This window comes from Ruegeria sp. CK1, assembly GCF_056536545.1.
Window position 1 is genome coordinate 103,005 of record NZ_JBQFPX010000006.1, and the last position, 18,635, is coordinate 121,639.

General features: G+C 56.0%; 20 protein-coding genes. 13 read left to right on the top strand and 7 right to left on the bottom strand.

What is annotated here, in order from left to right:
• The first annotated feature begins 32 nt into the window (after window positions 1-32).
• The 13 genes from trpS to ACR0L3_RS14750 all read left to right on the top strand — a co-directional run bounded on the left by trpS (window position 33) and on the right by ACR0L3_RS14750 (window position 11,581).
• Complete coding sequence (gene trpS / locus ACR0L3_RS14690; RefSeq protein WP_480746506.1) at window positions 33-1,061, top strand: tryptophan--tRNA ligase; 1,029 nt, start codon at window positions 33-35, stop codon at window positions 1,059-1,061.
• A gap of 58 nt (window positions 1,062-1,119) precedes the next feature.
• The gene (locus tag ACR0L3_RS14695; protein WP_480746507.1) at window positions 1,120-1,983 is read left to right on the top strand and encodes a branched-chain amino acid aminotransferase; all 864 of its coding nucleotides are present in this window, start codon (window positions 1,120-1,122) and stop codon (window positions 1,981-1,983) included.
• Between the two features lie 61 nt (window positions 1,984-2,044).
• Entirely contained in the window at window positions 2,045-2,500 is a 456-nt protein-coding gene (locus ACR0L3_RS14700; RefSeq protein ID WP_480746508.1) for a universal stress protein, read from the top strand.
• Window positions 2,501-2,509: 9 nt separating this feature from the next.
• Window positions 2,510-3,103 (top strand): DsbA family protein, encoded by a 594-nt coding sequence (locus ACR0L3_RS14705; protein ID WP_480746509.1) that lies wholly within the window; start codon window positions 2,510-2,512, stop codon window positions 3,101-3,103.
• 69 nt (window positions 3,104-3,172) lie between these two features.
• Entirely contained in the window at window positions 3,173-3,736 is a 564-nt protein-coding gene (locus ACR0L3_RS14710; protein WP_480746510.1) for a NifU family protein, read from the top strand.
• Complete coding sequence (gene tsaB / locus ACR0L3_RS14715) at window positions 3,726-4,310, top strand: tRNA (adenosine(37)-N6)-threonylcarbamoyltransferase complex dimerization subunit type 1 TsaB (RefSeq protein WP_480746511.1); 585 nt, start codon at window positions 3,726-3,728, stop codon at window positions 4,308-4,310. Before ACR0L3_RS14710 ends, tsaB begins: the two co-directional genes overlap by 11 nt.
• On the top strand, window positions 4,307-4,720 hold the full coding sequence (locus ACR0L3_RS14720; protein WP_480746512.1) for a GNAT family N-acetyltransferase: 414 nt from the start codon (window positions 4,307-4,309) through the stop codon (window positions 4,718-4,720). Before tsaB ends, ACR0L3_RS14720 begins: the two co-directional genes overlap by 4 nt.
• Window positions 4,721-4,879: 159 nt before the next feature.
• On the top strand, window positions 4,880-5,878 hold the full coding sequence (locus tag ACR0L3_RS14725; RefSeq protein WP_480746513.1) for a BMP family lipoprotein: 999 nt from the start codon (window positions 4,880-4,882) through the stop codon (window positions 5,876-5,878).
• Window positions 5,879-5,964: 86 nt separating this feature from the next.
• Entirely contained in the window at window positions 5,965-7,494 is a 1,530-nt protein-coding gene (locus tag ACR0L3_RS14730) for an ABC transporter ATP-binding protein (RefSeq protein WP_480746514.1), read from the top strand.
• Window position 7,495: 1 nt separating this feature from the next.
• The gene (locus ACR0L3_RS14735; RefSeq protein ID WP_480746515.1) at window positions 7,496-8,587 is read left to right on the top strand and encodes an ABC transporter permease; all 1,092 of its coding nucleotides are present in this window, start codon (window positions 7,496-7,498) and stop codon (window positions 8,585-8,587) included.
• On the top strand, window positions 8,587-9,555 hold the full coding sequence (locus ACR0L3_RS14740) for an ABC transporter permease (RefSeq protein ID WP_480746516.1): 969 nt from the start codon (window positions 8,587-8,589) through the stop codon (window positions 9,553-9,555). Before ACR0L3_RS14735 ends, ACR0L3_RS14740 begins: the two co-directional genes overlap by 1 nt.
• 335 nt (window positions 9,556-9,890) lie before the next feature.
• Complete coding sequence (locus ACR0L3_RS14745; RefSeq protein WP_480746517.1) at window positions 9,891-10,811, top strand: sulfite exporter TauE/SafE family protein; 921 nt, start codon at window positions 9,891-9,893, stop codon at window positions 10,809-10,811.
• A 2-nt stretch (window positions 10,812-10,813) separates the two neighbouring features.
• Window positions 10,814-11,581: a TIGR02186 family protein gene (locus ACR0L3_RS14750; RefSeq protein WP_480746518.1), complete on the top strand. Its 768-nt coding sequence runs from the start codon at window positions 10,814-10,816 to the stop codon at window positions 11,579-11,581.
• A 3-nt stretch (window positions 11,582-11,584) separates the two neighbouring features.
• Here ACR0L3_RS14750 and ACR0L3_RS14755 read toward each other — a convergent pair whose 3' ends face one another.
• The 7 genes from ACR0L3_RS14755 to ACR0L3_RS14785 form a co-directional block, all read right to left on the bottom strand.
• On the bottom strand, window positions 11,585-12,313 hold the full coding sequence (locus ACR0L3_RS14755) for an SDR family oxidoreductase (protein ID WP_480746519.1): 729 nt from the start codon (window positions 12,311-12,313) through the stop codon (window positions 11,585-11,587).
• A complete protein-coding gene (locus ACR0L3_RS14760) occupies window positions 12,310-13,842 on the bottom strand; it encodes an ATP-dependent DNA helicase (protein ID WP_480746520.1) in 1,533 nt (510 codons plus the stop codon). The genes ACR0L3_RS14755 and ACR0L3_RS14760 overlap by 4 nt, the downstream gene beginning before the upstream one ends.
• Before the next feature lie 60 nt (window positions 13,843-13,902).
• Window positions 13,903-14,541, bottom strand: coding sequence for an acyl-homoserine-lactone synthase (locus ACR0L3_RS14765; protein WP_480746521.1), 639 nt, complete (start codon window positions 14,539-14,541; stop codon window positions 13,903-13,905).
• Window positions 14,542-14,625: 84 nt separating this feature from the next.
• Entirely contained in the window at window positions 14,626-15,345 is a 720-nt protein-coding gene (locus tag ACR0L3_RS14770; RefSeq protein WP_480746522.1) for a helix-turn-helix transcriptional regulator, read from the bottom strand.
• On the bottom strand, window positions 15,284-15,502 hold the full coding sequence (locus tag ACR0L3_RS14775) for a hypothetical protein (RefSeq protein ID WP_480746523.1): 219 nt from the start codon (window positions 15,500-15,502) through the stop codon (window positions 15,284-15,286). The genes ACR0L3_RS14770 and ACR0L3_RS14775 overlap by 62 nt, the downstream gene beginning before the upstream one ends.
• Before the next feature lie 205 nt (window positions 15,503-15,707).
• On the bottom strand, window positions 15,708-16,994 hold the full coding sequence (ccrA, locus tag ACR0L3_RS14780) for a crotonyl-CoA carboxylase/reductase (RefSeq protein ID WP_480746524.1): 1,287 nt from the start codon (window positions 16,992-16,994) through the stop codon (window positions 15,708-15,710).
• Between the two features lie 135 nt (window positions 16,995-17,129).
• The gene (locus ACR0L3_RS14785; protein ID WP_480746525.1) at window positions 17,130-18,494 is read right to left on the bottom strand and encodes a 1-acyl-sn-glycerol-3-phosphate acyltransferase; all 1,365 of its coding nucleotides are present in this window, start codon (window positions 18,492-18,494) and stop codon (window positions 17,130-17,132) included.
• Window positions 18,495-18,635: the final 141 nt, after the last annotated feature.

An 18,635-nucleotide genomic window follows, 5' to 3' on the forward strand; every position in this document is an offset into this window, starting at 1 on the left:
GGGCTGATTTTTCCAGACGGGAGTTCCCTTCGATGACCGAGACCCAGTTCACACCGCGCGTGTTTTCCGGCATCCAGCCGTCGGGGAACCTGCACCTCGGTAACTATCTAGGCGCGCTCAAGCGGTTTGTGGATATGCAGCAACCGGATATGGAGACCATCTATTGCATGGTCGACCTGCATGCGATCACCGTCTGGCAGGACCCAAAGGAACTGGCGCATTCGACGCGTGAATTGTGCGCGGGCTTCATCGCTGCTGGCCTCGACCCCGATAAGTCGATCTTGTTCAATCAAAGCCAGGTGCCCGAACACGCACAACTCGCGTGGATCTTCAACTGCGTCGCCCGCATGGGTTGGATGCAGCGGATGACTCAGTGGAAGGACAAGGCCGGGAAGAACCAGCAAAACGCATCGTTGGGTCTGTTCGCCTATCCGTCACTGATGGCGGCAGATATTTTGACCTACCACGCGACCCATGTTCCGGTTGGCGACGACCAGAAACAGCATCTGGAACTGACCCGAGACATCGCGATCAAGTTCAACCATGACTATGGCGTCGACTTCTTCCCGATCACCGAACCCGTGATCGAAGGGGCCGCAACGCGTGTCATGAGCCTGCGTGACGGATCGAAAAAGATGTCGAAATCCGACCCGTCGGATATGAGCCGCATCAACATGACCGACGACGCTGACACGATTGCCAAAAAGATTCGAAAGGCAAAGACCGACCCGGATGCACTGCCTTCGGAAGTCGACGGCCTTGAAGACCGTCCCGAAGCGCGCAATCTGGTCAATATCTACGCCGCCCTAAGCGATCAATCCGCAGGACAGGTTCTGGCCGAGGTTGGTGGCAAGCAATTCGGTGAATTTAAGCCGATGCTGGCAGAGCTGGCGGTCTCGAAACTATCGCCAATCTCGTCCGAGATGGCACGTTTGATGGGCGAAGAAGCTGAAATTGACCGGATCCTTGCCAAAGGTGCGGAAAAAGCCCGCGCCGTTGCTTCCCCTATCCTGCAACAGACCTACGAAATCGTGGGTATGGTAGGTTCGAAACAGGGCTGATTGTACTGGACCTTACCTTGACGCCTTCCTAGGTTGCGCAAAAGTACGGGAGGGCGTCATGGCCGTTGGCAAAAATATTCGCACCTATTTCAAGGGTCAGTGGCACGATGGCGACGCGCCAATTATGCGGGCTGCTGATCACGGATCGTGGCTGGGGTCTTCGGTCTTTGATGGCGCGCGGTATTTCGACGGCATAACCCCAGATCTGGAATCCCATTGCGCCCGCGTGAATCGTTCTGCAAAGGCGATGATGCTAACGCCGTTCGTCGAGACCGATCAGATGATTGAGATCATCCGAGAAGGTCTAGAAAGCTACCCTTCAGACGCCGCTGTCTACATTCGCCCGATGTATTGGGGCATTGACGGTGATGCCACAGCTATTGTCCCGCAAGAAAACAGCACTGGTTTTGCCATCTGCCTTGAAGAGATTCCGATGGCGCCCGAGGCCGCCTCTGTGACGCTGGGATATACGCGGTTCCGCCGTCCAGTTTTGGAATCCACGGTGGTGAATGCCAAAGCCGGGTGCCTTTATCCCAACAACGCGCGCATGCTGCGTGAGGTGCGCGCCAGGGGTTTTTCCAACGCTTTGGTAGCCGACGCATTGGGACATGTCGCAGAAACGGCGACGACCAATGTCTTTTTCGTCCGTGACGGAGAGGTGTTTACCCCCGTCCCAAATGGCACCTTTCTGGCCGGAATCACCCGTGCACGTCACATCGAAAACCTGCGCGCCGACGGAGTCCCAGTGCACGAAGCGATCCTTAGCTTTGATGACTTTCACAATGCGGATGAAATTTTTATCACTGGCAACATGAACAAGATCACGCCGGTCACGGCGCTGGAAGATACACAGTATCAAGTCGGACCCATTACCCGACGTGCACGTGATCTGTATTGGGACTGGGCTTTGAGTACGCGCTAACCTCTGGTTGCCAGCGCGTATTTGGTCGGGCATGATCGCTCGAAATGAATGAGGACACTTCATGCGCAAATTCCTGGTCGTTCTGGATGACAGTCGCGAATGCCTGAACGCGATGCGCTTTGCCGCTATGCGTGCCGCCCATACTGGCGGAGGTGTGACAATCCTTTCGGTCATTCCACCGGATGAATTCAACCACTGGATCGGTGTGGCCGAAGTGATGCGTGAAGAGGCGCGCGAACGTATCCACGCCCATTACGAGGTGTTCGCCAAGTGGATGCGTGACAAACAGAGCGTCGATCCGGAACTGGCAATTCGCGAAGGTGATCCAGTTGCACAGATCATTGAACACGTGCAATCAGACCCCGAAATTGGGGTACTTGTTCTGGGCGCAGGTGTTGAAAAAAAAGGTCCAGGGCCACTGGTCACGCAGCTGACGAAAAACTCGGGCAGCCTGCCGATCCCGATCACCATCGTTCCCGGTGACCTGAGCAAGGAAAAGCTGGAAGAAATTACCTGAGGCTTAACCATGACGCGCAGCATCCAGTTCTGGTTCGAATTTGCGTCGACCTATTCCTACCTAAGTGCGATGCGGATCGAGGATCTGGCGGCGCAGCACGGGGTCACTGTTGAATGGCAGCCTTTCTTACTCGGTCCGATTTTTGCCTCACAAGGCTGGGACAATTCGCCGTTCAACATCTATCCGGCCAAAGGACGCTATATGTGGCGTGATTTGGAGCGGTTGTCCGCCCAGCGCGGATTACAGTTCTCGCGACCTGATCCCTTTCCACAAAACGCTTTAAAGGCCGCACGGCTGGTCCTGACGATTGAAGCCCACCCTCAAAGGGCGGCGTTTGCTCGCGCTGTTTATGCAGCCCAATTCGTCGACGGGCAAAACATCTGGGACGACCAAGTGCTGGTCGATTGCCTGTCACAAGCCAGCCTCCCAGCCGAAACTCTCACGCGCTGCCAAGAACCTGCAATCAAGGCTGCACTGATGGAGCAGACGCAAACCGCCCAGGCCGCAGGGATATTCGGAGCGCCCAGTTTTCTGGTAGGCGACGAACTTTTCTGGGGGGATGATAGGTTAGAGGACGCCATGCATCTGGCGGTTAAAATTTAGAACCGTTCCAAATCTTGACTTCCCCGGCCCGGACCCGCATATCAAGGACAACTGAAACGGAGCCGCGCCATGTTCATTCAAACCGAATCCACGCCGAACCCTGCAACGCTGAAATTCCTGCCCGGTCAAACCGTGTTGGAAGCTGGCACCGCAGACTTTCCAACGGCGGAGGCGGGTGAGAAGTCGCCCTTGGCCAAACGGATTTTCGCAGTCAGCGGTGTGACTGGCGTGTTCTTTGGCAATGACTTCGTGACCGTGACCAAATCGGACGATGTTCAGTGGGACCACATTAAACCCGCAATTCTGGGTGCTGTGATGGAACATTTTCAGTCCGGCCAGCCGGTCATGGGTTCCGAGGCCGTGAATGCATCAGGCCATGCAGAACATACCGGTGAAGACGCTGAAATCGTAAACCAGATTAAAGATCTTCTAGATAGCCGCGTACGTCCTGCGGTTGCTCAGGACGGTGGCGACATTACTTTTCACGGGTTTGATCGCGGTGTCGTGTACCTGCACATGCAAGGCGCCTGCGCTGGTTGCCCATCTTCGACCCTGACGCTGAAAATGGGGATCGAGAACCTGCTGCGCCATTATATTCCGGAAGTGACCGAGGTTCGCCCTGTTGCCGTCTGACCCGATAATTCTGGCGTTTGATACATCGGCCGCGCATTGCGCGGCCGCTTTGTTGCGGGGTAACGACATCATCACATCGCGCGTCGAACCGATGTCGCGCGGTCAGGCTGAGCGGCTGATGCCACTGCTCGAAGAAGTACTGGCCGAGGCGGGTATCAAATGGCGCGATCTGACGGCAATTGGGGTTGGAATTGGACCGGGAAATTTCACCGGAATCCGTATCTCGGTTTCCGCCGCAAGGGGGCTTGCCCTTGGACTTGGCGTTCCGGCCGTCGGCGTTTCCGGGTTTGATGCTTTAGCTGAAATCGGTGATGGATTACCCGCAATCCGGGCTCCGCGCGAACAGGTTTACGTCGCATTGCCTAATGAGGATCCGATTCTGATTGCACGGGATGCAGCAGAATCACTTGGCCCCCTGATCATGAATGACGATGCCGATCTTCAAGTCCGGACCATTGCACGACTGGCGGCGCAAAGAATGTCTACCGGGACCGCTCCACCGGCCCCCCTTTACGTGCGCCCCGCTGATGCGGCCCCTTCAAAAGATACTCCACCGATTTTACTGGACGAATGACCCCACAGGAAATGGCCCATACCCACGCGGCAGCTTTCACCCAGTCGCGCCCTTGGACAACCTTGGAATTCGCCGATCTGCTAGGCAACCGATTCACGCATGTCATTGGCAACGCGCACTCTTTCGCTCTGTTTCAAGTCATCATGGATGAGGCGGAGTTGCTGACAATTGCCACTCATCCTGACCATCAACGCAAGGGTTTGGCTCTGCGCTGCATGCAAGAATGGCAGGCAAAAGCTAAAAGTTTGGGCGCTACCCGCGCTTTTCTGGACGTTGCGGCAGATAATGATCCGGCCATAGCACTGTATGAACGCTGCGGTTACGCACGCAGCGGTGTGCGAAAGAACTACTATCTGCGCGAAAAAGCTGAGAAAATTGACGCCATCGTCATGACCTTCAATCTAACTTAAGCGGCCTGAGCGAATTTTTTCGACCAAATGGTCAAAAATCAGTTGACCACACCGGTTGCAAACGCCCTTAATTCCCGCCATCACAACAGTTATGCTCGCTCATAGTGGGTAAACGGGACTATCTTGGCCCCAACCGACAATAACAAACGGGAGTATGAAATGAGCCTGATGAAATCCTTGATGGGCGCTGCCGCAGCCGTCGCGCTGACCGCAGGTGCGGCCCTGGCTGAGCCGGCGCTGATCTTTGATCTGGGCGGCAAGTTCGACAAGTCGTTCAACGAAGCCGCGCATAACGGCGCGTCGCGCTGGTCAGAAGAAACCGGCGGCTCATACCGCGAGATCGAGCTGCAATCCGAAGCGCAACGCGAACAAGCGCTGCGCCGCTTTGCCGAAGCGGGATCAAACCCGATCATCACTGTAGGTTTCGCGATGGCCGATCCGCTGTCGGCCGTGGCGGGTGATTACCCTGACACGAAATTCGTCGCGATCGACGTCAACTGGCTGGACGCAGAAAACATCCGTCAGGTCAGCTTTGCTGAACACGAAGGGTCCTATCTGGTCGGCATGATGGCTGCGATGGCGTCCGAGTCGGGCACTGTTGGTTTCATTGGCGGCATGGATATTCCGCTGATCCGTCACTTTGGCTGCGGCTACGCGCAGGGTGCCAAGGCCGTCAACCCAGATATTAACATCGTTGCGAACATGACGGGCACTACACCCGCAGCTTGGAACGACCCGGTGAAGGGTTCGGAACTGACCAAGGCACAGATCAGCCAGGGCGCTGACGTGATTTACGCAGCAGCGGGTGGCACCGGCGTTGGTGTACTGCAAACCGCCGCTGACGAAGGCATCCTTTCGATTGGCGTGGATAGCAACCAGAACCACCTCCATCCGGGCAAGGTTCTGACTTCGATGCTGAAACGCGTTGACGTCGCCGTTTATGAGGCGATGAGCGCAGGTGAAAACCTGGAAACCGGCGTATTTGCCATGGGTCTGGCTGAAGATGGCGTAGGCTATGCGCTGGACGAAAACAACGCGCCGCTGGTGTCGGATGAGATGAAGGGCGCAGTCGACAAGGCACGTCAGGATATCATCGATGGCAACGTGAGTGTAACCAGCTATTACGAGAACGACAGCTGCCCAGCACTGCAGTTCTGATATCGCGTGGGGCGGGGGTTGAACCTCCGCCTCGCTTCCATTTCGCCGCGCCGTCCGCGCGGCTCTTCGGCAATTGAGGACAAGACATGACCGTCCCCGCCATTGAGCTCAAAGGGATTTCCAAAGCCTTTGGGCCGGTTCAGGCCAACAAAGACATTTCCATTAGCGTCGCCCCCGGCACGATCCATGGGATCATCGGTGAAAACGGTGCGGGCAAATCCACGCTGATGAGCATTCTCTACGGGTTTTACAAAGCCGACAAAGGCGAGATTTGGATTAACGGCAACAAGACCGATATCCCTGACAGTCAGGCTGCAATTGCCGCAGGCATTGGGATGGTGTTTCAACACTTTAAGCTTGTTGAGAACTTTACCGTTCTGGAAAACATCGTTCTGGGCGCTGAAGATGGAGGCATGCTTGCCCCGTCCCTGGCAAAGGCCCGCAAGGAACTGAAAGCGCTGGAAGAAGAATACGAGCTGTTCGTCGATCCAGACAAGCGCATTGACGAGATCGGCGTTGGGATGCAGCAGCGCGTCGAAATACTCAAGGCGCTGTACCGTAAGGCCGAAATTCTGATTCTGGACGAACCCACCGGCGTTCTGACGCCGTCTGAGGCCGATCAGTTGTTCCGCATCCTTGACCGCCTCAGGACCGAGGGGAAAACGATCATCGTCATCACCCACAAGCTGCGCGAGATCATGGAAAACACCGATACGGTCTCGGTCATGCGGCGCGGACAAATGACGGCGACTGTTAAGACATCTGAAACGAACCCCGAGGAACTGGCCGAACTGATGGTCGGCCGTAAGGTTCTGCTGCAGGTCGACAAAGTGCCTGCGAAGCCCGGCAGCCCTATTCTGGAAATCGAAAACCTGCAAGTCTTTGACAGCGCCGGTGTCGAACGCGTCAAAGGCATCGACCTGACCGTCCGCGCCGGTGAGATCGTCGGCATCGCCGGTGTGGCGGGCAACGGTCAGTCGGAACTGCTGGAGGTTCTGGGCGGGATGCGTCCCGGTCAGGGCTCGATCAAGCTGAACGGCACCCCGCTAGCGTTGAGCGGCGCAGGATCAGATGGGCAGGCGCGGCGCGCACAACATATCGCCCACGTCCCCGAAGACCGTCAGCGCGAAGGCCTGATCATGGACTTTCACGCGTGGGAGAACGTGGCCTTCGGCTATCACCGCGACCCGGCCTATAAACGCGGTATCTTCATGGACAACGCAGCCCTGCGTGCCGATACCGAAGCCAAAATCGAAAAGTTCGACGTGCGCCCGCCCAACGGTTGGCTAACGGCCAAAAGCTTTTCGGGCGGTAACCAGCAGAAAATTGTTGTCGCCCGTGAAATCGAACGGAACCCTGATCTGCTGCTGGTAGGCCAGCCGACCCGCGGTGTAGATATCGGCGCGATTGAGTTCATTCACAAACAGATCGTTGCCCTGCGCGATCAGGGCAAGGCCATCCTGCTCGTCTCGGTCGAGCTGGAAGAGATTTTCTCGCTGTCCGACCGGATCGCGGTGATGTTTGACGGACATATCATGGGCGAACGTCTGCCCGCCGAGACAGATGAAAAAGAACTGGGCCTGCTAATGGCCGGTGTTGCGGGAGAGGCCGCGTAACATGGAAAAAATGCCCAAATGGGCCGATGTAGTTCTGATCCCTGTTATCAGTCTCTTGTTGGCCACAATCCTTTCGGCACTGGTCATTCTGGCCATCGGTGAGAACCCAGTTGAGGCGGTGAACCTGATGGTCACCGGCGCGCTAGGGTCGACCTATGGCTGGGGCTACACGCTATATTACGCGACCAACTTCATGTTCACCGGTCTGGCCGTGGCCGTGGCGTTCCACGCGCGGCTTTTCAACATCGGCGGCGAAGGTCAAGCAATGCTGGGAGGTTTAGGCGTCGCCATGGTCTGCCTTTACATCCCGTGGCCACATTGGAGCATTGCTTTGGTCGCCGCAGCACTGGCCGCTGCCCTGTTTGGCGCTGCATGGGCTGCGATCCCGGCCTATCTGCAAGCCAAGCGCGGCAGCCATATCGTGATCACGACGATCATGTTCAACTTCATTGCTGCTGCCCTATTAAACTACATGCTGGTCAACGTGATGCGCCCGCAAGGTTCGCAGGACCCAGCAACCGCGCGTTTCCCTGAAGCGGTACATCTGCCGACCTTCCAATCGATGTTCTCGAGCGCTGAAAACATTGTGTTCCGCGGCGCGCCAGCCAACATCTCATTCTTCGTGGCGATTCTGGCCTGTGTTGTGGTTTGGGCGCTGATCTGGCGCACCCGGCTGGGCTATGAAATCCGCGCCTATGGTCATTCCGAAACCGGTGCCGTTTATGCCGGCATTTCACCGGTGCGCATCACGATCGTCGCTATGCTGATCTCGGGCGCGTTGGCGGGCCTAATGGCCATCAACAACGTGATGGGAGAGGCTGAACGTCTGGTCCTGAACTCAACCGAAGGCGCAGGATTTATTGGTATTGCCGTTGCGCTGATGGGCCGTTCTCATCCCTTCGGCGTGTTCCTTGCGGCGCTGTTGTTCGGGTTCCTCTATCAAGGCGGCGCAGAGCTGGCGCTGTGGACCTCCATCCCGCGCGAACTGATCGTTGTGATTCAAGCGCTGGTGATCCTGTTTACCGGCGCTTTGGACAATATGGTTCGAATGCCGCTTGAAAAGCTGTTCCTGAGCCTGCGGGGTATGCGGTGATGGAGTTTTTCGTAACACTTATCCAAGTCTTTGACTCGACCATCCGTTTGGCTACACCACTGCTGCTGGCTTGCCTTGCCGGTCTTTATTCCGAACGCGCAGGTATCTTTGACATCGGGCTGGAAGGCAAGATGTTGATCTCGGCCTTTTTCTCGGCTGCGATAGCGGCGGTGACCGGGTCTGTTTGGCTGGGTCTGCTGGCAGGAATCGGAGCTTCGCTTGTTCTGTCTGCGTTGCATGGAGTGGCGTCGATCACCTTCCGGGGCAATCAACTGATTTCCGGGGTCGCCATCAACTTTTTGGCATCTGGACTGACCGTGCTGATCGCCCAAAGCTGGTTCAAACAAGGCGGGCGCACTCCGTCGCTTGTTGGCGGCGGTCGGTTTGAACCTATCAACTTTCCATTTGCGGAATCGCTCAGCGGTGTTCCGATCATCGGGCAGATTTATTCCGAGTTGCTATCGGGGCACTCGATCCTGGTGTACGTGGCCTTCCTGATGGTCCCTCTGACCTGGTGGGTTCTGTATCGCACCCGGTTTGGCTTGCGTCTTCGAGCAGTTGGTGAAAACCCGGCAGCCGTGGATACCGCGGGGGTTTCCGTGGTAGGTCTACGCTTCGCCGCCGTCGCCATTTGCGGCGTGCTTTGTGGAATAGCCGGAGCGTATCTTGCCACTGCATTGCAAGCCGGGTTCGTCAAAGAAATGACTGCCGGACGCGGGTTCATCGCCTTGGCCGCGCTGATCTTTGCGAAATGGCGGCCGTGGCACGCGATGTGGGCTTGTTTGCTGTTTGGCCTGCTTCAGGCAATTGCCCTGCGATTCCAGAACATTGATCTGGGTGGCGTGGTCATCCCGGTGCAGGTGATGGACGCCCTGCCCTACATCCTAACTGTGGTCATTCTAGCCGGGTTCGTTGGCAAAGCCATTCCGCCTCGTGCGGGTGGCGAACCTTATGTGAAAGAACGCTGATAGGTCCAGTTTTGAACTCAGTTCAGTCCTGTTCGCTGCAGAGCGGCATGCACAGTTGATTTTGCATGCCGCAACCGTTCTAAAGGGGTATGTGTGTGTTTCCTGTTATAACCGAGATCGGATTGAGTCCCACTGGGGCCAGGAAGACACATGATGGCGGCGCGCCCAAGGCGCACTTTCCCGTTTTCCAAGATCGGTTTACAAGGCACCCAACAAAGAAACCGATATTCGCCATACTGCCGCAAATTGCGCGCCGTATTAAAGACTCATCCAAGATGCATGAGATAGGCCAAGTCACCCTGCGTGACACGTCTGATTTCATCCGGTAATTCACTATGCAGATTTACCTTCCTATCGCCGAAGTCTCCGTCAACGCCTTTCTGCTGTTGGGGTTGGGAGGGATGGTCGGAATCCTGTCAGGCATGTTCGGCGTCGGTGGCGGGTTTCTAATGACACCGTTGCTGTTCTTCATCGGTATCCCCCCAGCAGTTGCTGTGGCTACCGAAGCCAACCAGATTGTCGCTTCGTCATTTTCCGGGGTCTTGGCGCATTTTCGACGAAGGACCGTCGATTTCCGAATGGGCACAGTCTTATTGGTTGGCGGGTTGATGGGCGCCGCGCTTGGCGTGGTCGTGTTCAACTATCTAAAAAGTCTGGGCCAGGTCGATCTTCTGGTCACGCTTTGCTACGTCGTTTTTCTTGGCGTCGTCGGAAGCCTGATGTTTATTGAAAGCTTGCGCGCACTGCGCAAGGCGAAAAAGGGTGGTGGTGCCCCCGCAAAACGACGGCAACGCGGATGGGTTCACGCAATGCCCTTCAAGATGCGCTTTCGCACTTCGGGGCTGTATATCTCGGTTATTCCGCCGGTTCTGGTCGGACTCTGCGTAGGTGTCCTGTCGGCAATCATGGGCGTTGGCGGCGGGTTCATCATGGTGCCTGCGATGATCTACCTGCTGGGTATGCCCACCAAAGTTGTGGTTGGCACCTCGTTGTTTCAGATCATTTTCGTGACCGCGTTTACCACCATGTTGCACGCGACAACGAACTATACGGTCGATGTTGTTCTGGCGGTTTTGCTTCTAGTTGGCGGAGTTGTCGGCGCGCAGATCGGTACGGTAATCGGAGCGCGCATGCCCGCCGAACAGCTACGGGTGCTACTTGCGGCCTTGGTGTTGGTTGTCTGCGGAAAACTCGCGCTGGATTTGCTGATTGAACCGGCCGAGCTTTTCTCTCTCGGTACCGAAGGGGGCCACTGATCATGCTGAAACGCCTGATTGCCCTATTGGTTCTTTGTTGCACACCTGTTTTTGCCCAGGACGAGCAAGTTGTTCTGGGCCTCAGCCAGGATCGCGTCGCCATCACCGCAACGTTCGACGGGTCGGAAATCCTGATCTTTGGGGCCGTTAAACGGGAAACTCCGATTCCACCCGGCCCCCCGCTTGAAGTGATCGTGGCGGTGGCTGGTCCTTCCAGCCCGGTGATGGTGCGGCGCAAGGAACGGAAACTGGGAATTTGGGTCAACACCGACAGTGTATTGGTCGACCTTGCCCCCAGTTTTTACGCCGTCGCGACAAGCGGCCCACTCGATGATATATTGACCGATACCGAGGACCTGCGCTATCGGATTTCAATCGAACGCGCCATTCGTTCGGTCGGGGCCGCCATGCATATCCGCGGGGCACAGGAATTCGCAGACGCTGTAGTGCGCATTCGCGAAAGCGAAGACCTATACTCTATCCGAGAAGACACCGTTGCTGTTGACGAACAGACCTTATTCCGCACTTCAATCGCGATGCCAGCTGACCTAACCGAAGGTGACTATGCCGCACGCATCTTCCTGACGCGGGATGGCCAAGTTGTCTCACAATACGAAACCACCATTGATGTCCGCAAAGTTGGGCTTGAGCGGTTTCTATACAACATGTCCCGCCAACAGCCTGTCTGGTATGGCCTGATGTCGCTGGTGATAGCAATTACTGCGGGTTGGGGTGCATCGACGGCGTTCCGGCTGTTGCGCGACAACTGACGTTTAGCCGCGCCCGATATAGGGCATCGTTGTCGCCATGACCGTCATAAATTGTACATTGGCTTCCGGCGGCAGGGTCGCCATGTGCAGAACCGAGCGGGCCGCGTCTTCGACGGCCATCGTCGGGTCTGGTGTTTGCCCGGCATCGACCGCTGCATCCACCAGCCCCTGCACCATCTGAGTGCGTGCATTGCCGATATCGATCTGACCACACGCTATGCCAAGCTCGCGCCCATCCAGCGAAATGCTGCGGGTCAAGCCAGTGATCGCGTGCTTTGTCGCTGAATAGTGCACTGATTTCGGACGCGGAACATAGGCGGCAATCGAGCCGTTATTGATGATCCGTCCACCTTGCGGGGTCTGGTGCCGCATGATTCTAAACGCCTCGCGCGCGCACAGAAACATGCCGTTCAGGTTCACGTTGACGCTTTGATACCAGTCATCCAACGCGATTTCATCAATGGTTCCGCCCGGTGCAAAAATCCCGGCATTGTTGAACAACACGTCCAACCTGTCCGCCCGGTTCGCAAAAGACCGAAAGGCACGTGAGACCGCGACGGGATCGGTGACATCGGCAACCAGTGGGATGGCTCTGGGGTGTTGTTCGGCCATCTCTTCCAGCTTGTCGGCGCTGCGCGCCAGAACTCCAACTATCCAGCCTTCAGCTAGAAACAATTCTGCCGTAGCGCGCCCAATGCCCGAGCTTGCGCCGGTTACGATAATGGATGTCATGTTTCTTCTGCCTCCAATGTCAGCGATGCCGCCGGAACGGCGCGAAGGTCATCTACACGCAGTGGATGGGTAGGCTTGGCCAGTCGGTTTCTAACCACCCAGATCAGCCTCTCTTGCGCGCGCGTAATGGCCACATAAGCCAGCCGTTTCCACAGCGGCTGGCCGGCCTCAGTCCTGCCCATGCGGGCGGCGGCATATATGTCAGGCGCAAAGACCTGCACCGTGTCCCATTGGGACCCCTGTGCCTTATGTATGGTCACCGCTGAACCATGTAGAAAAGTTGCCCCCATCCGGGCAGCATAGGGAATGAAGGGTTCTTCCTCATCAGGCTTTTCAATCTTGACGATCGAAGCCGCACTAACTTGCGGGTCTTCGGCACCCATCACATGCAGACGCGAGAAACCCGGCTTGCGTCCCGGCCCCAGATAGATGACCTGAGCACCTTTGATAAGTCCGCGCGCTTCAAGGTCCAGCCGTTTCTTGCGGTGTTTCAGGGGCAGTTCGATGCCATCGCAGATCAGCGGCTCGCCTTCCAACAACTCAGTATCTGGCGCACCATGAACATGCCGAAACGCCTGTATCAGACGAATACGCGTAGCATTGCGCCAGACCAGTACCGGACTGCGTGCCATCAGATCGACCTCGACCCTTTGCCCCCAGACAACCCTGTCGTCTTGTCGCGCGGTTTGCTCGACCAGACGTTCGAAATCCTCGAACCCCATCTGAGGGTCCGCCAATGCGTGGGCGAGGTCCAGAATTGGGTTGTCGGCATCCTGTCTGTGAACCCGGTGCAGAATCTGTTTTCGGGGCTCAGGCAAAGCGTCGAAAACCATGCTGCCCGATTGGTTGACAGGCGCCAGCTGTGCCGGATCGCCAAACAGCAGAAGAGTTGGAAATATCTCTTGCAGGTCTTCAAATTGCCGGTCGTCCAGCATTGAGGCCTCATCCACGAAACCGATATCCAAAGGCTCATCCCGGCGCTTCCATCCGGTGATAAAATCGGACCCGCGTAGACCTGCCGCCGCTAATGCTCCGGGGATGGATTTGTTATTCTCGTAAAAGGCTGCGGCGCGGTCCAACGCTTCGTCAGTCAGGCCTTCGATCTCGGGGCGTTCGTCATTTCCCGCCAACCATTCGGCAATGCGCTCGTACTCCGGGTCATAGACCGGCGTATAGAGAATACGATGAATAGTCGTCGCTGGCACACCACGCAGGCGCAACACGCTGGCGGCTTTGTTTGTAGGGGCCAGAATGGCCAGACTGCGCTTTTCTCGTGCTTTGCGGCTTTCGAAGTCGCCCGAAACGATCTGAACGCCGGTTTCGGCCAGCGCTTTATACAGCTCGGCCAACAGCAGAGTCTTTCCCGATCCCGCCTTTCCGATCACCGCCATCACACCGGATTTTCCCGCGCCGGGCAGTTTCAATAGAGCATCGTCATCTAAGTCGACACCAGCAGATTTCAGCATCTCAGAGATACTGTCGTAGGCAGCAGCCTGATCGTCAGAGAAGGTCACGGGGGGCAAAGACATGGCGCGACCCTACAGGGCTGCGCCATCTATCACCAGAGAAGGATTGGCGTTTTCTGCGGGTTATGCGGACAGGGCAAACCGAGGCTGCCGACCGATGCCGAACGCCGTCTTGAACCAAAGACGTGAAAGCTCGCGCGGGATACCAGCGCGTTCGGCCACGCGGTTGCAGTCATCGGCTGAGTAAGGCCACAAACCAACCGAAATCTGGTCACGCCCCTTCCCTTCCGAACCCAGAACTACCGGGGACGATCCGATCAAGCGATAGATCCGAATCATTCGAGCATCAAAGACACCAGCGATATGCGTGAGCCCGAACCCTTCCATCATCTCCCCCCCACTTAGCATGATTGCCCCCGCCGTATGGGGGCTGGCCGTGCGAGACAGGCAAAACCGGGTGACTTCCCAGATCAGTGGGCTACAGATCGGCTCACCCGGATTCAGATGACCGAACACCTCGTTTATCATAGCCGGCCCGGTGGTTGGCAGCACACGCATCGAACCGCCGTGACTACCATCCTCTTCTTCCCAAATGACGTAGAGCGGGTTCAGGTCGTCATATTGATCCCGTTCCTCTCCTTTTTCATTGACGTGCACGTCCCAACCCAGTCGGGTTTTGAACTGATCCGCGCGGTCTTGGAACATCCCCTCAGCCAGATCAGGATATTTATGCAGCTCATCGGCATACAGATAGCGCAACATGACATTTTTCCCCTTGTCGTCCTGTTCAGGAACGAAGGGGGTACAAAGTCATGGTTAATTTACTGTTCTGAGTGCGAGCGCCTCTTAAACCACTATTAATCCTCTGCTGAGCGCCGTGGCGATAGCATGCGTGGTGTTCTGCGCGCCGAGCTTGGCGCGGGCACCTTCGATGTAGACCCGCAACGTATGCTCAGAGATTGAAAGCGAGTGGGCAACCTGCGCCCGATTGTAGCCAAGCGCCAGTAAGGTCATCGCGTCCACCTCGCGCGGGGACAACGCTCGGGACGGTTCGGGCTGACGGTCCCGCTCGAATTCCAGTGCTTTGCGGTTGAAAAAATGAGCAATCAGGATCAGCTCGCGGCCATGCCGTTGTTTGAATCGTAACCACGTTTCGTCGTCGCAAGTGTGGTTAACGGTAAACAAAGCGAATTGCCCATTGGGTCCCCGGATCGGGATCGAATAGCCCTGATTGCCAACCCCGTGGCTTTGCGCGTCTTTCAAAAAAGCCTTGGCAACTTTGCTAGACCAATCCAACGTTTTCCAATCCACCGGGTGAAACCGCTGGAAACACCCCAATATGACAGGATCAATCCGGTGATAGTTCTTTTCTAGATACCTTTCGGCCCAGGCATCGGGATAGGTTGTATAACCGTACTGGTCCCCAGCACCATCGACCCAGTGATAGATTAGGTGTTCAACTTTCAGCCTGTCGCGCAATTTGATGGCGACATTACTTAGCTCGTCAAGCGTGCTGGTGTTTTCCAAGTCCTCCAGGACTTGGCTCATATCCAGTTTTGTTCCCATCCGCAGGCGTCTGCACCTCAGCCTTCATGGACGCTATCTCGGCTGCAGCGATCAGCTTGGTATCATCCAACTGCTCGGCAAGCGCGATCAAACCATTCTCAACGGCAAAGGCGTTGAGGTCCGACAACACGTCCAGTATCCACTCATTCTGTGCCATCAGAGTCTCTCCGAAACAGTTAACGAAAGGTTAACGCAACCATAGCATGTGCAGTATTTTTCTGCCTATTCACTGCTTTCTACTCCCCAAAAACAGCGGGGATATTTCGCGTAAAACTCTGAAAAATAACTCTTTTTCGAAAAATGAAAAAGCCCGCGAACCGTTCTCACGTCCCGCGGGCGCCTAGGCGTAGTTTAAGTTTGGCTCAACGGCGGGCGTCTAGCACTTCTTCCAATGTCCGCATTCCGGTCTGTGGTGCTTGAACCAGAACGGACATATTGCCTGGTTTATGCTCGTTGCGCATCATTTTCATATGCGCTTCTGGTAGCTCTTTCCACGAGAACACCTCGGACATGCAAGGATCCAAACGACGCTCGACCATCAACTGGTTCGCAGAGGCAGCCTGTTTCAGATGTGCAAAGTGCGAGCCCTGCAAACGCTTTTGGTGCATCCACATGTAACGCACGTCGAACGTCAGGTTGTAGCCGGTGGTGCCGGCGCAAATCACAACCATGCCACCTTTCTTCACCACGAAGGTCGACACTGGGAACGTGCTTTCGCCCGGGTGTTCGAATACCATGTCAACGTTCACACCTTTGCCGGTGATATCCCAGATCGCTTTGCCGAACTTGCGGGCTTCTTTGAACCACTCGGCATATTCCGGCGTGTTTACCGTGGGCAGTTGACCCCAACAGTTAAAGTCCTTGCGGTTGATCACACCTTTGGCACCCAAACCCATAACGAAGTCACGCTTGCTTTCGTCCGAAATGACGCCGATGGCATTCGCACCTGCCGTGTTGATCAGCTGGATAGCGTAAGAGCCCAGACCACCCGACGCGCCCCAAACCAGAACGTTCTGACCAGGCTTAAGGTCGTGCGGCTCATGACCAAACAGCATCCGGTAAGCCGTTGCCAGAGTCAGCGTGTAGCAGGCGCTTTCTTCCCAGGTCAGGTGCTTGGGGCGTGGCATCAACTGCTGTGCTTGAACGTTGGTGAACTGCGCAAACGAACCGTCCGGCGTTTCATAACCCCAGATCCGCTGGCTGGGGGAATACATCGGGTCGCCGCCGTTGCAGTATTCGTCGTCGCCGTCGTCCTGATTGCAGTGGATGACAACTTCGTCGCCCACTTTCCAGCGTTTTACCTTATCACCAACGGCCCACACGATGCCTGAAGCATCAGATCCCGCGATGTGGAAAGGTTGACCGTGCCCGTCAAACGGGCTGATCGGTTTGCCTAGCGAAGCCCAGACGCCGTTGTAGTTCACACCGGCGGCCATAACCAGAACCAACACTTCGTGGCTGTCCAGCTTGGGGACGTCGACCACTTCCAACTGCATGGCCGTATCCGGCTCACCATGGCGTTCCTTGCGGATTGCCCACGCATACATCTGTTTCGGGACATATCCCATCGGAGGGATTTCACCCATTTCATACAGGTCTTTTTCCGGTGCCTCGTAGGACGCGATGCCGCTGTCGGTATCCAGAGCCATTTTGGCCTCCCTTATTCAAATCCATTGCCGCGATGCAGAATCGCTGGCTTCCCCCGATCAGTATTGACCGTTGAGTAACATTGCAACCCATTTCGCGTTAATTTTGTAATTTTATGACCCAGCGGATGCAGAATTTTATTTTGCAGCCGCAGCAAGAACCTGTTTCATGTCTGCAGGCACGGAGGCAGCATAATAGTCCAGAAGGTCAACCCTTTGACCAGACGAAGATAATTTTCCGTCTTTACGTTTGAGGATGCGACGATCCACAAATTGTTGAATGCCGTTTTCAATCATTTTCTGATCCATCGGCGCCGAAACGCCATCACGTCGCTGCAACTGATCAATCAAAGCTACAACTTCGACTTCTGAGAGTTCACCCATTTCCTGCACGATCCTGCAGGCGGCTGGCCCCGGCACAAGGGGAATCGCCTCTCCGATGCCCGCCATCAAGTCCCGAGCCAAATCGGTCATTATATTCGCCTCGTGTCCTACACGAAACGCCCGCAGGGAAATCGGTTTGCCATATCGTACCGACGCCACTCCGAACCGCTCATACCGGCCTGTAAGGCGGCGGCCGACTTGCTTCAGTATCCACCAAGAAATTACCCCTATTTTGGCACGAAACCGGCGCTCATTGCCCAACGCAGCTTTGGTCAGAATGGTATCTTCAAGCACCCGGTCATAATTCAAAGCGACCGGAACAAATACCACGTCCTTCCCATCGGGACTGGTTGCGTCGATGATGTATTTGAGCAAACCCAGTTTGGGCCGACCCAGGGCCCCTGTCAGGCTAAGCCCACCTTCGGGGAACATCGCCTGCGTCACACCGGCCTCGGTCGCGTGGCGCACATAGCAAGCAAGTACTTGCCGGTACAATTCACTGCCTGATTTGCGGCGAATAAAGTATGCACCCATCGCTCGGATCAGACGGCTGAGCGGCCAAACGCGGGCCCATTCGCCCACGGCGTACGACAGGGCGGACTGGCTTGCAGCCAAATAAGTAACCAACACATAGTCCATGTTGCTACGGTGGTTCATCACGAACACGACTGTGGCGTCGGGGTCGATGTTACTCAGTGCTTCTTCATCCATGTAGCTTAGACGCACATTGTAGAGCGCGTTACTCAGCATCCTAGCTATGCGAATGGCGACGCTGAAATAAGCCACGGCAGAGAAAGACGGAACAATCTCGCGCGCGTAGCGCCGAGCGGTTTCAAACGCGACGGCCTCAGGAACTTGTTCGTCACGCGCAAAATTCTGAACGGCCTGCCCGACCTGAGGATCATAGATCAGGCGCTGAATCATGTCGTGCCGACGGGCCAGTTTGAACGGTTGAATTGGCCGTTGCAAACGTGTGTTCAAACGCTTGACGGCACGTTCAAGACGGCGGCGAAAAAACCATCGCACGGATGGAAACAGGAAATGCGAGGCCAGAGTGACCGCGGCAAACACCAGGATCAGCAAAAACAGCCAAAGCGGAAGTTCCACGGTCTGAGTCATGGCCGCACACTGCCATCAAACTGTAGAACCTACAATCTGAAGAACCAGGTATGCCGCGACGCAGCGAATTGACATATCCCGAAAATTGCGCTTTAGAGGCTTCAATCGTAATTTTCTTACCCAACCGACACACGAGGCTCC

Coding starts and splice junctions, on each gene's coding strand:
- ACR0L3_RS14735 (WP_480746515.1), top strand. CDS start 7,496: ATGGAAAAAATGCCCAAATGGGCCGATGTAGTTCTGATCCCTGTTATC.
- ccrA (WP_480746524.1), bottom strand. CDS start 16,994: ATGGCTCTGGATACCGACAGCGGCATCGCGTCCTACGAGGCACCGGAA.
- ACR0L3_RS14760 (WP_480746520.1), bottom strand. CDS start 13,842: ATGTCTTTGCCCCCCGTGACCTTCTCTGACGATCAGGCTGCTGCCTAC.
- ACR0L3_RS14740 (WP_480746516.1), top strand. CDS start 8,587: ATGGAGTTTTTCGTAACACTTATCCAAGTCTTTGACTCGACCATCCGT.
- ACR0L3_RS14695 (WP_480746507.1), top strand. CDS start 1,120: ATGGCCGTTGGCAAAAATATTCGCACCTATTTCAAGGGTCAGTGGCAC.
- ACR0L3_RS14725 (WP_480746513.1), top strand. CDS start 4,880: ATGAGCCTGATGAAATCCTTGATGGGCGCTGCCGCAGCCGTCGCGCTG.
- ACR0L3_RS14730 (WP_480746514.1), top strand. CDS start 5,965: ATGACCGTCCCCGCCATTGAGCTCAAAGGGATTTCCAAAGCCTTTGGG.
- ACR0L3_RS14785 (WP_480746525.1), bottom strand. CDS start 18,494: ATGACTCAGACCGTGGAACTTCCGCTTTGGCTGTTTTTGCTGATCCTG.
- ACR0L3_RS14765 (WP_480746521.1), bottom strand. CDS start 14,541: ATGTTGCGCTATCTGTATGCCGATGAGCTGCATAAATATCCTGATCTG.
- ACR0L3_RS14745 (WP_480746517.1), top strand. CDS start 9,891: ATGCAGATTTACCTTCCTATCGCCGAAGTCTCCGTCAACGCCTTTCTG.
- ACR0L3_RS14710 (WP_480746510.1), top strand. CDS start 3,173: ATGTTCATTCAAACCGAATCCACGCCGAACCCTGCAACGCTGAAATTC.
- ACR0L3_RS14705 (WP_480746509.1), top strand. CDS start 2,510: ATGACGCGCAGCATCCAGTTCTGGTTCGAATTTGCGTCGACCTATTCC.
- ACR0L3_RS14755 (WP_480746519.1), bottom strand. CDS start 12,313: ATGACATCCATTATCGTAACCGGCGCAAGCTCGGGCATTGGGCGCGCT.
- ACR0L3_RS14775 (WP_480746523.1), bottom strand. CDS start 15,502: ATGGCACAGAATGAGTGGATACTGGACGTGTTGTCGGACCTCAACGCC.
- ACR0L3_RS14720 (WP_480746512.1), top strand. CDS start 4,307: ATGACCCCACAGGAAATGGCCCATACCCACGCGGCAGCTTTCACCCAG.
- trpS (WP_480746506.1), top strand. CDS start 33: ATGACCGAGACCCAGTTCACACCGCGCGTGTTTTCCGGCATCCAGCCG.
- ACR0L3_RS14700 (WP_480746508.1), top strand. CDS start 2,045: ATGCGCAAATTCCTGGTCGTTCTGGATGACAGTCGCGAATGCCTGAAC.
- ACR0L3_RS14770 (WP_480746522.1), bottom strand. CDS start 15,345: ATGGGAACAAAACTGGATATGAGCCAAGTCCTGGAGGACTTGGAAAAC.
- ACR0L3_RS14750 (WP_480746518.1), top strand. CDS start 10,814: ATGCTGAAACGCCTGATTGCCCTATTGGTTCTTTGTTGCACACCTGTT.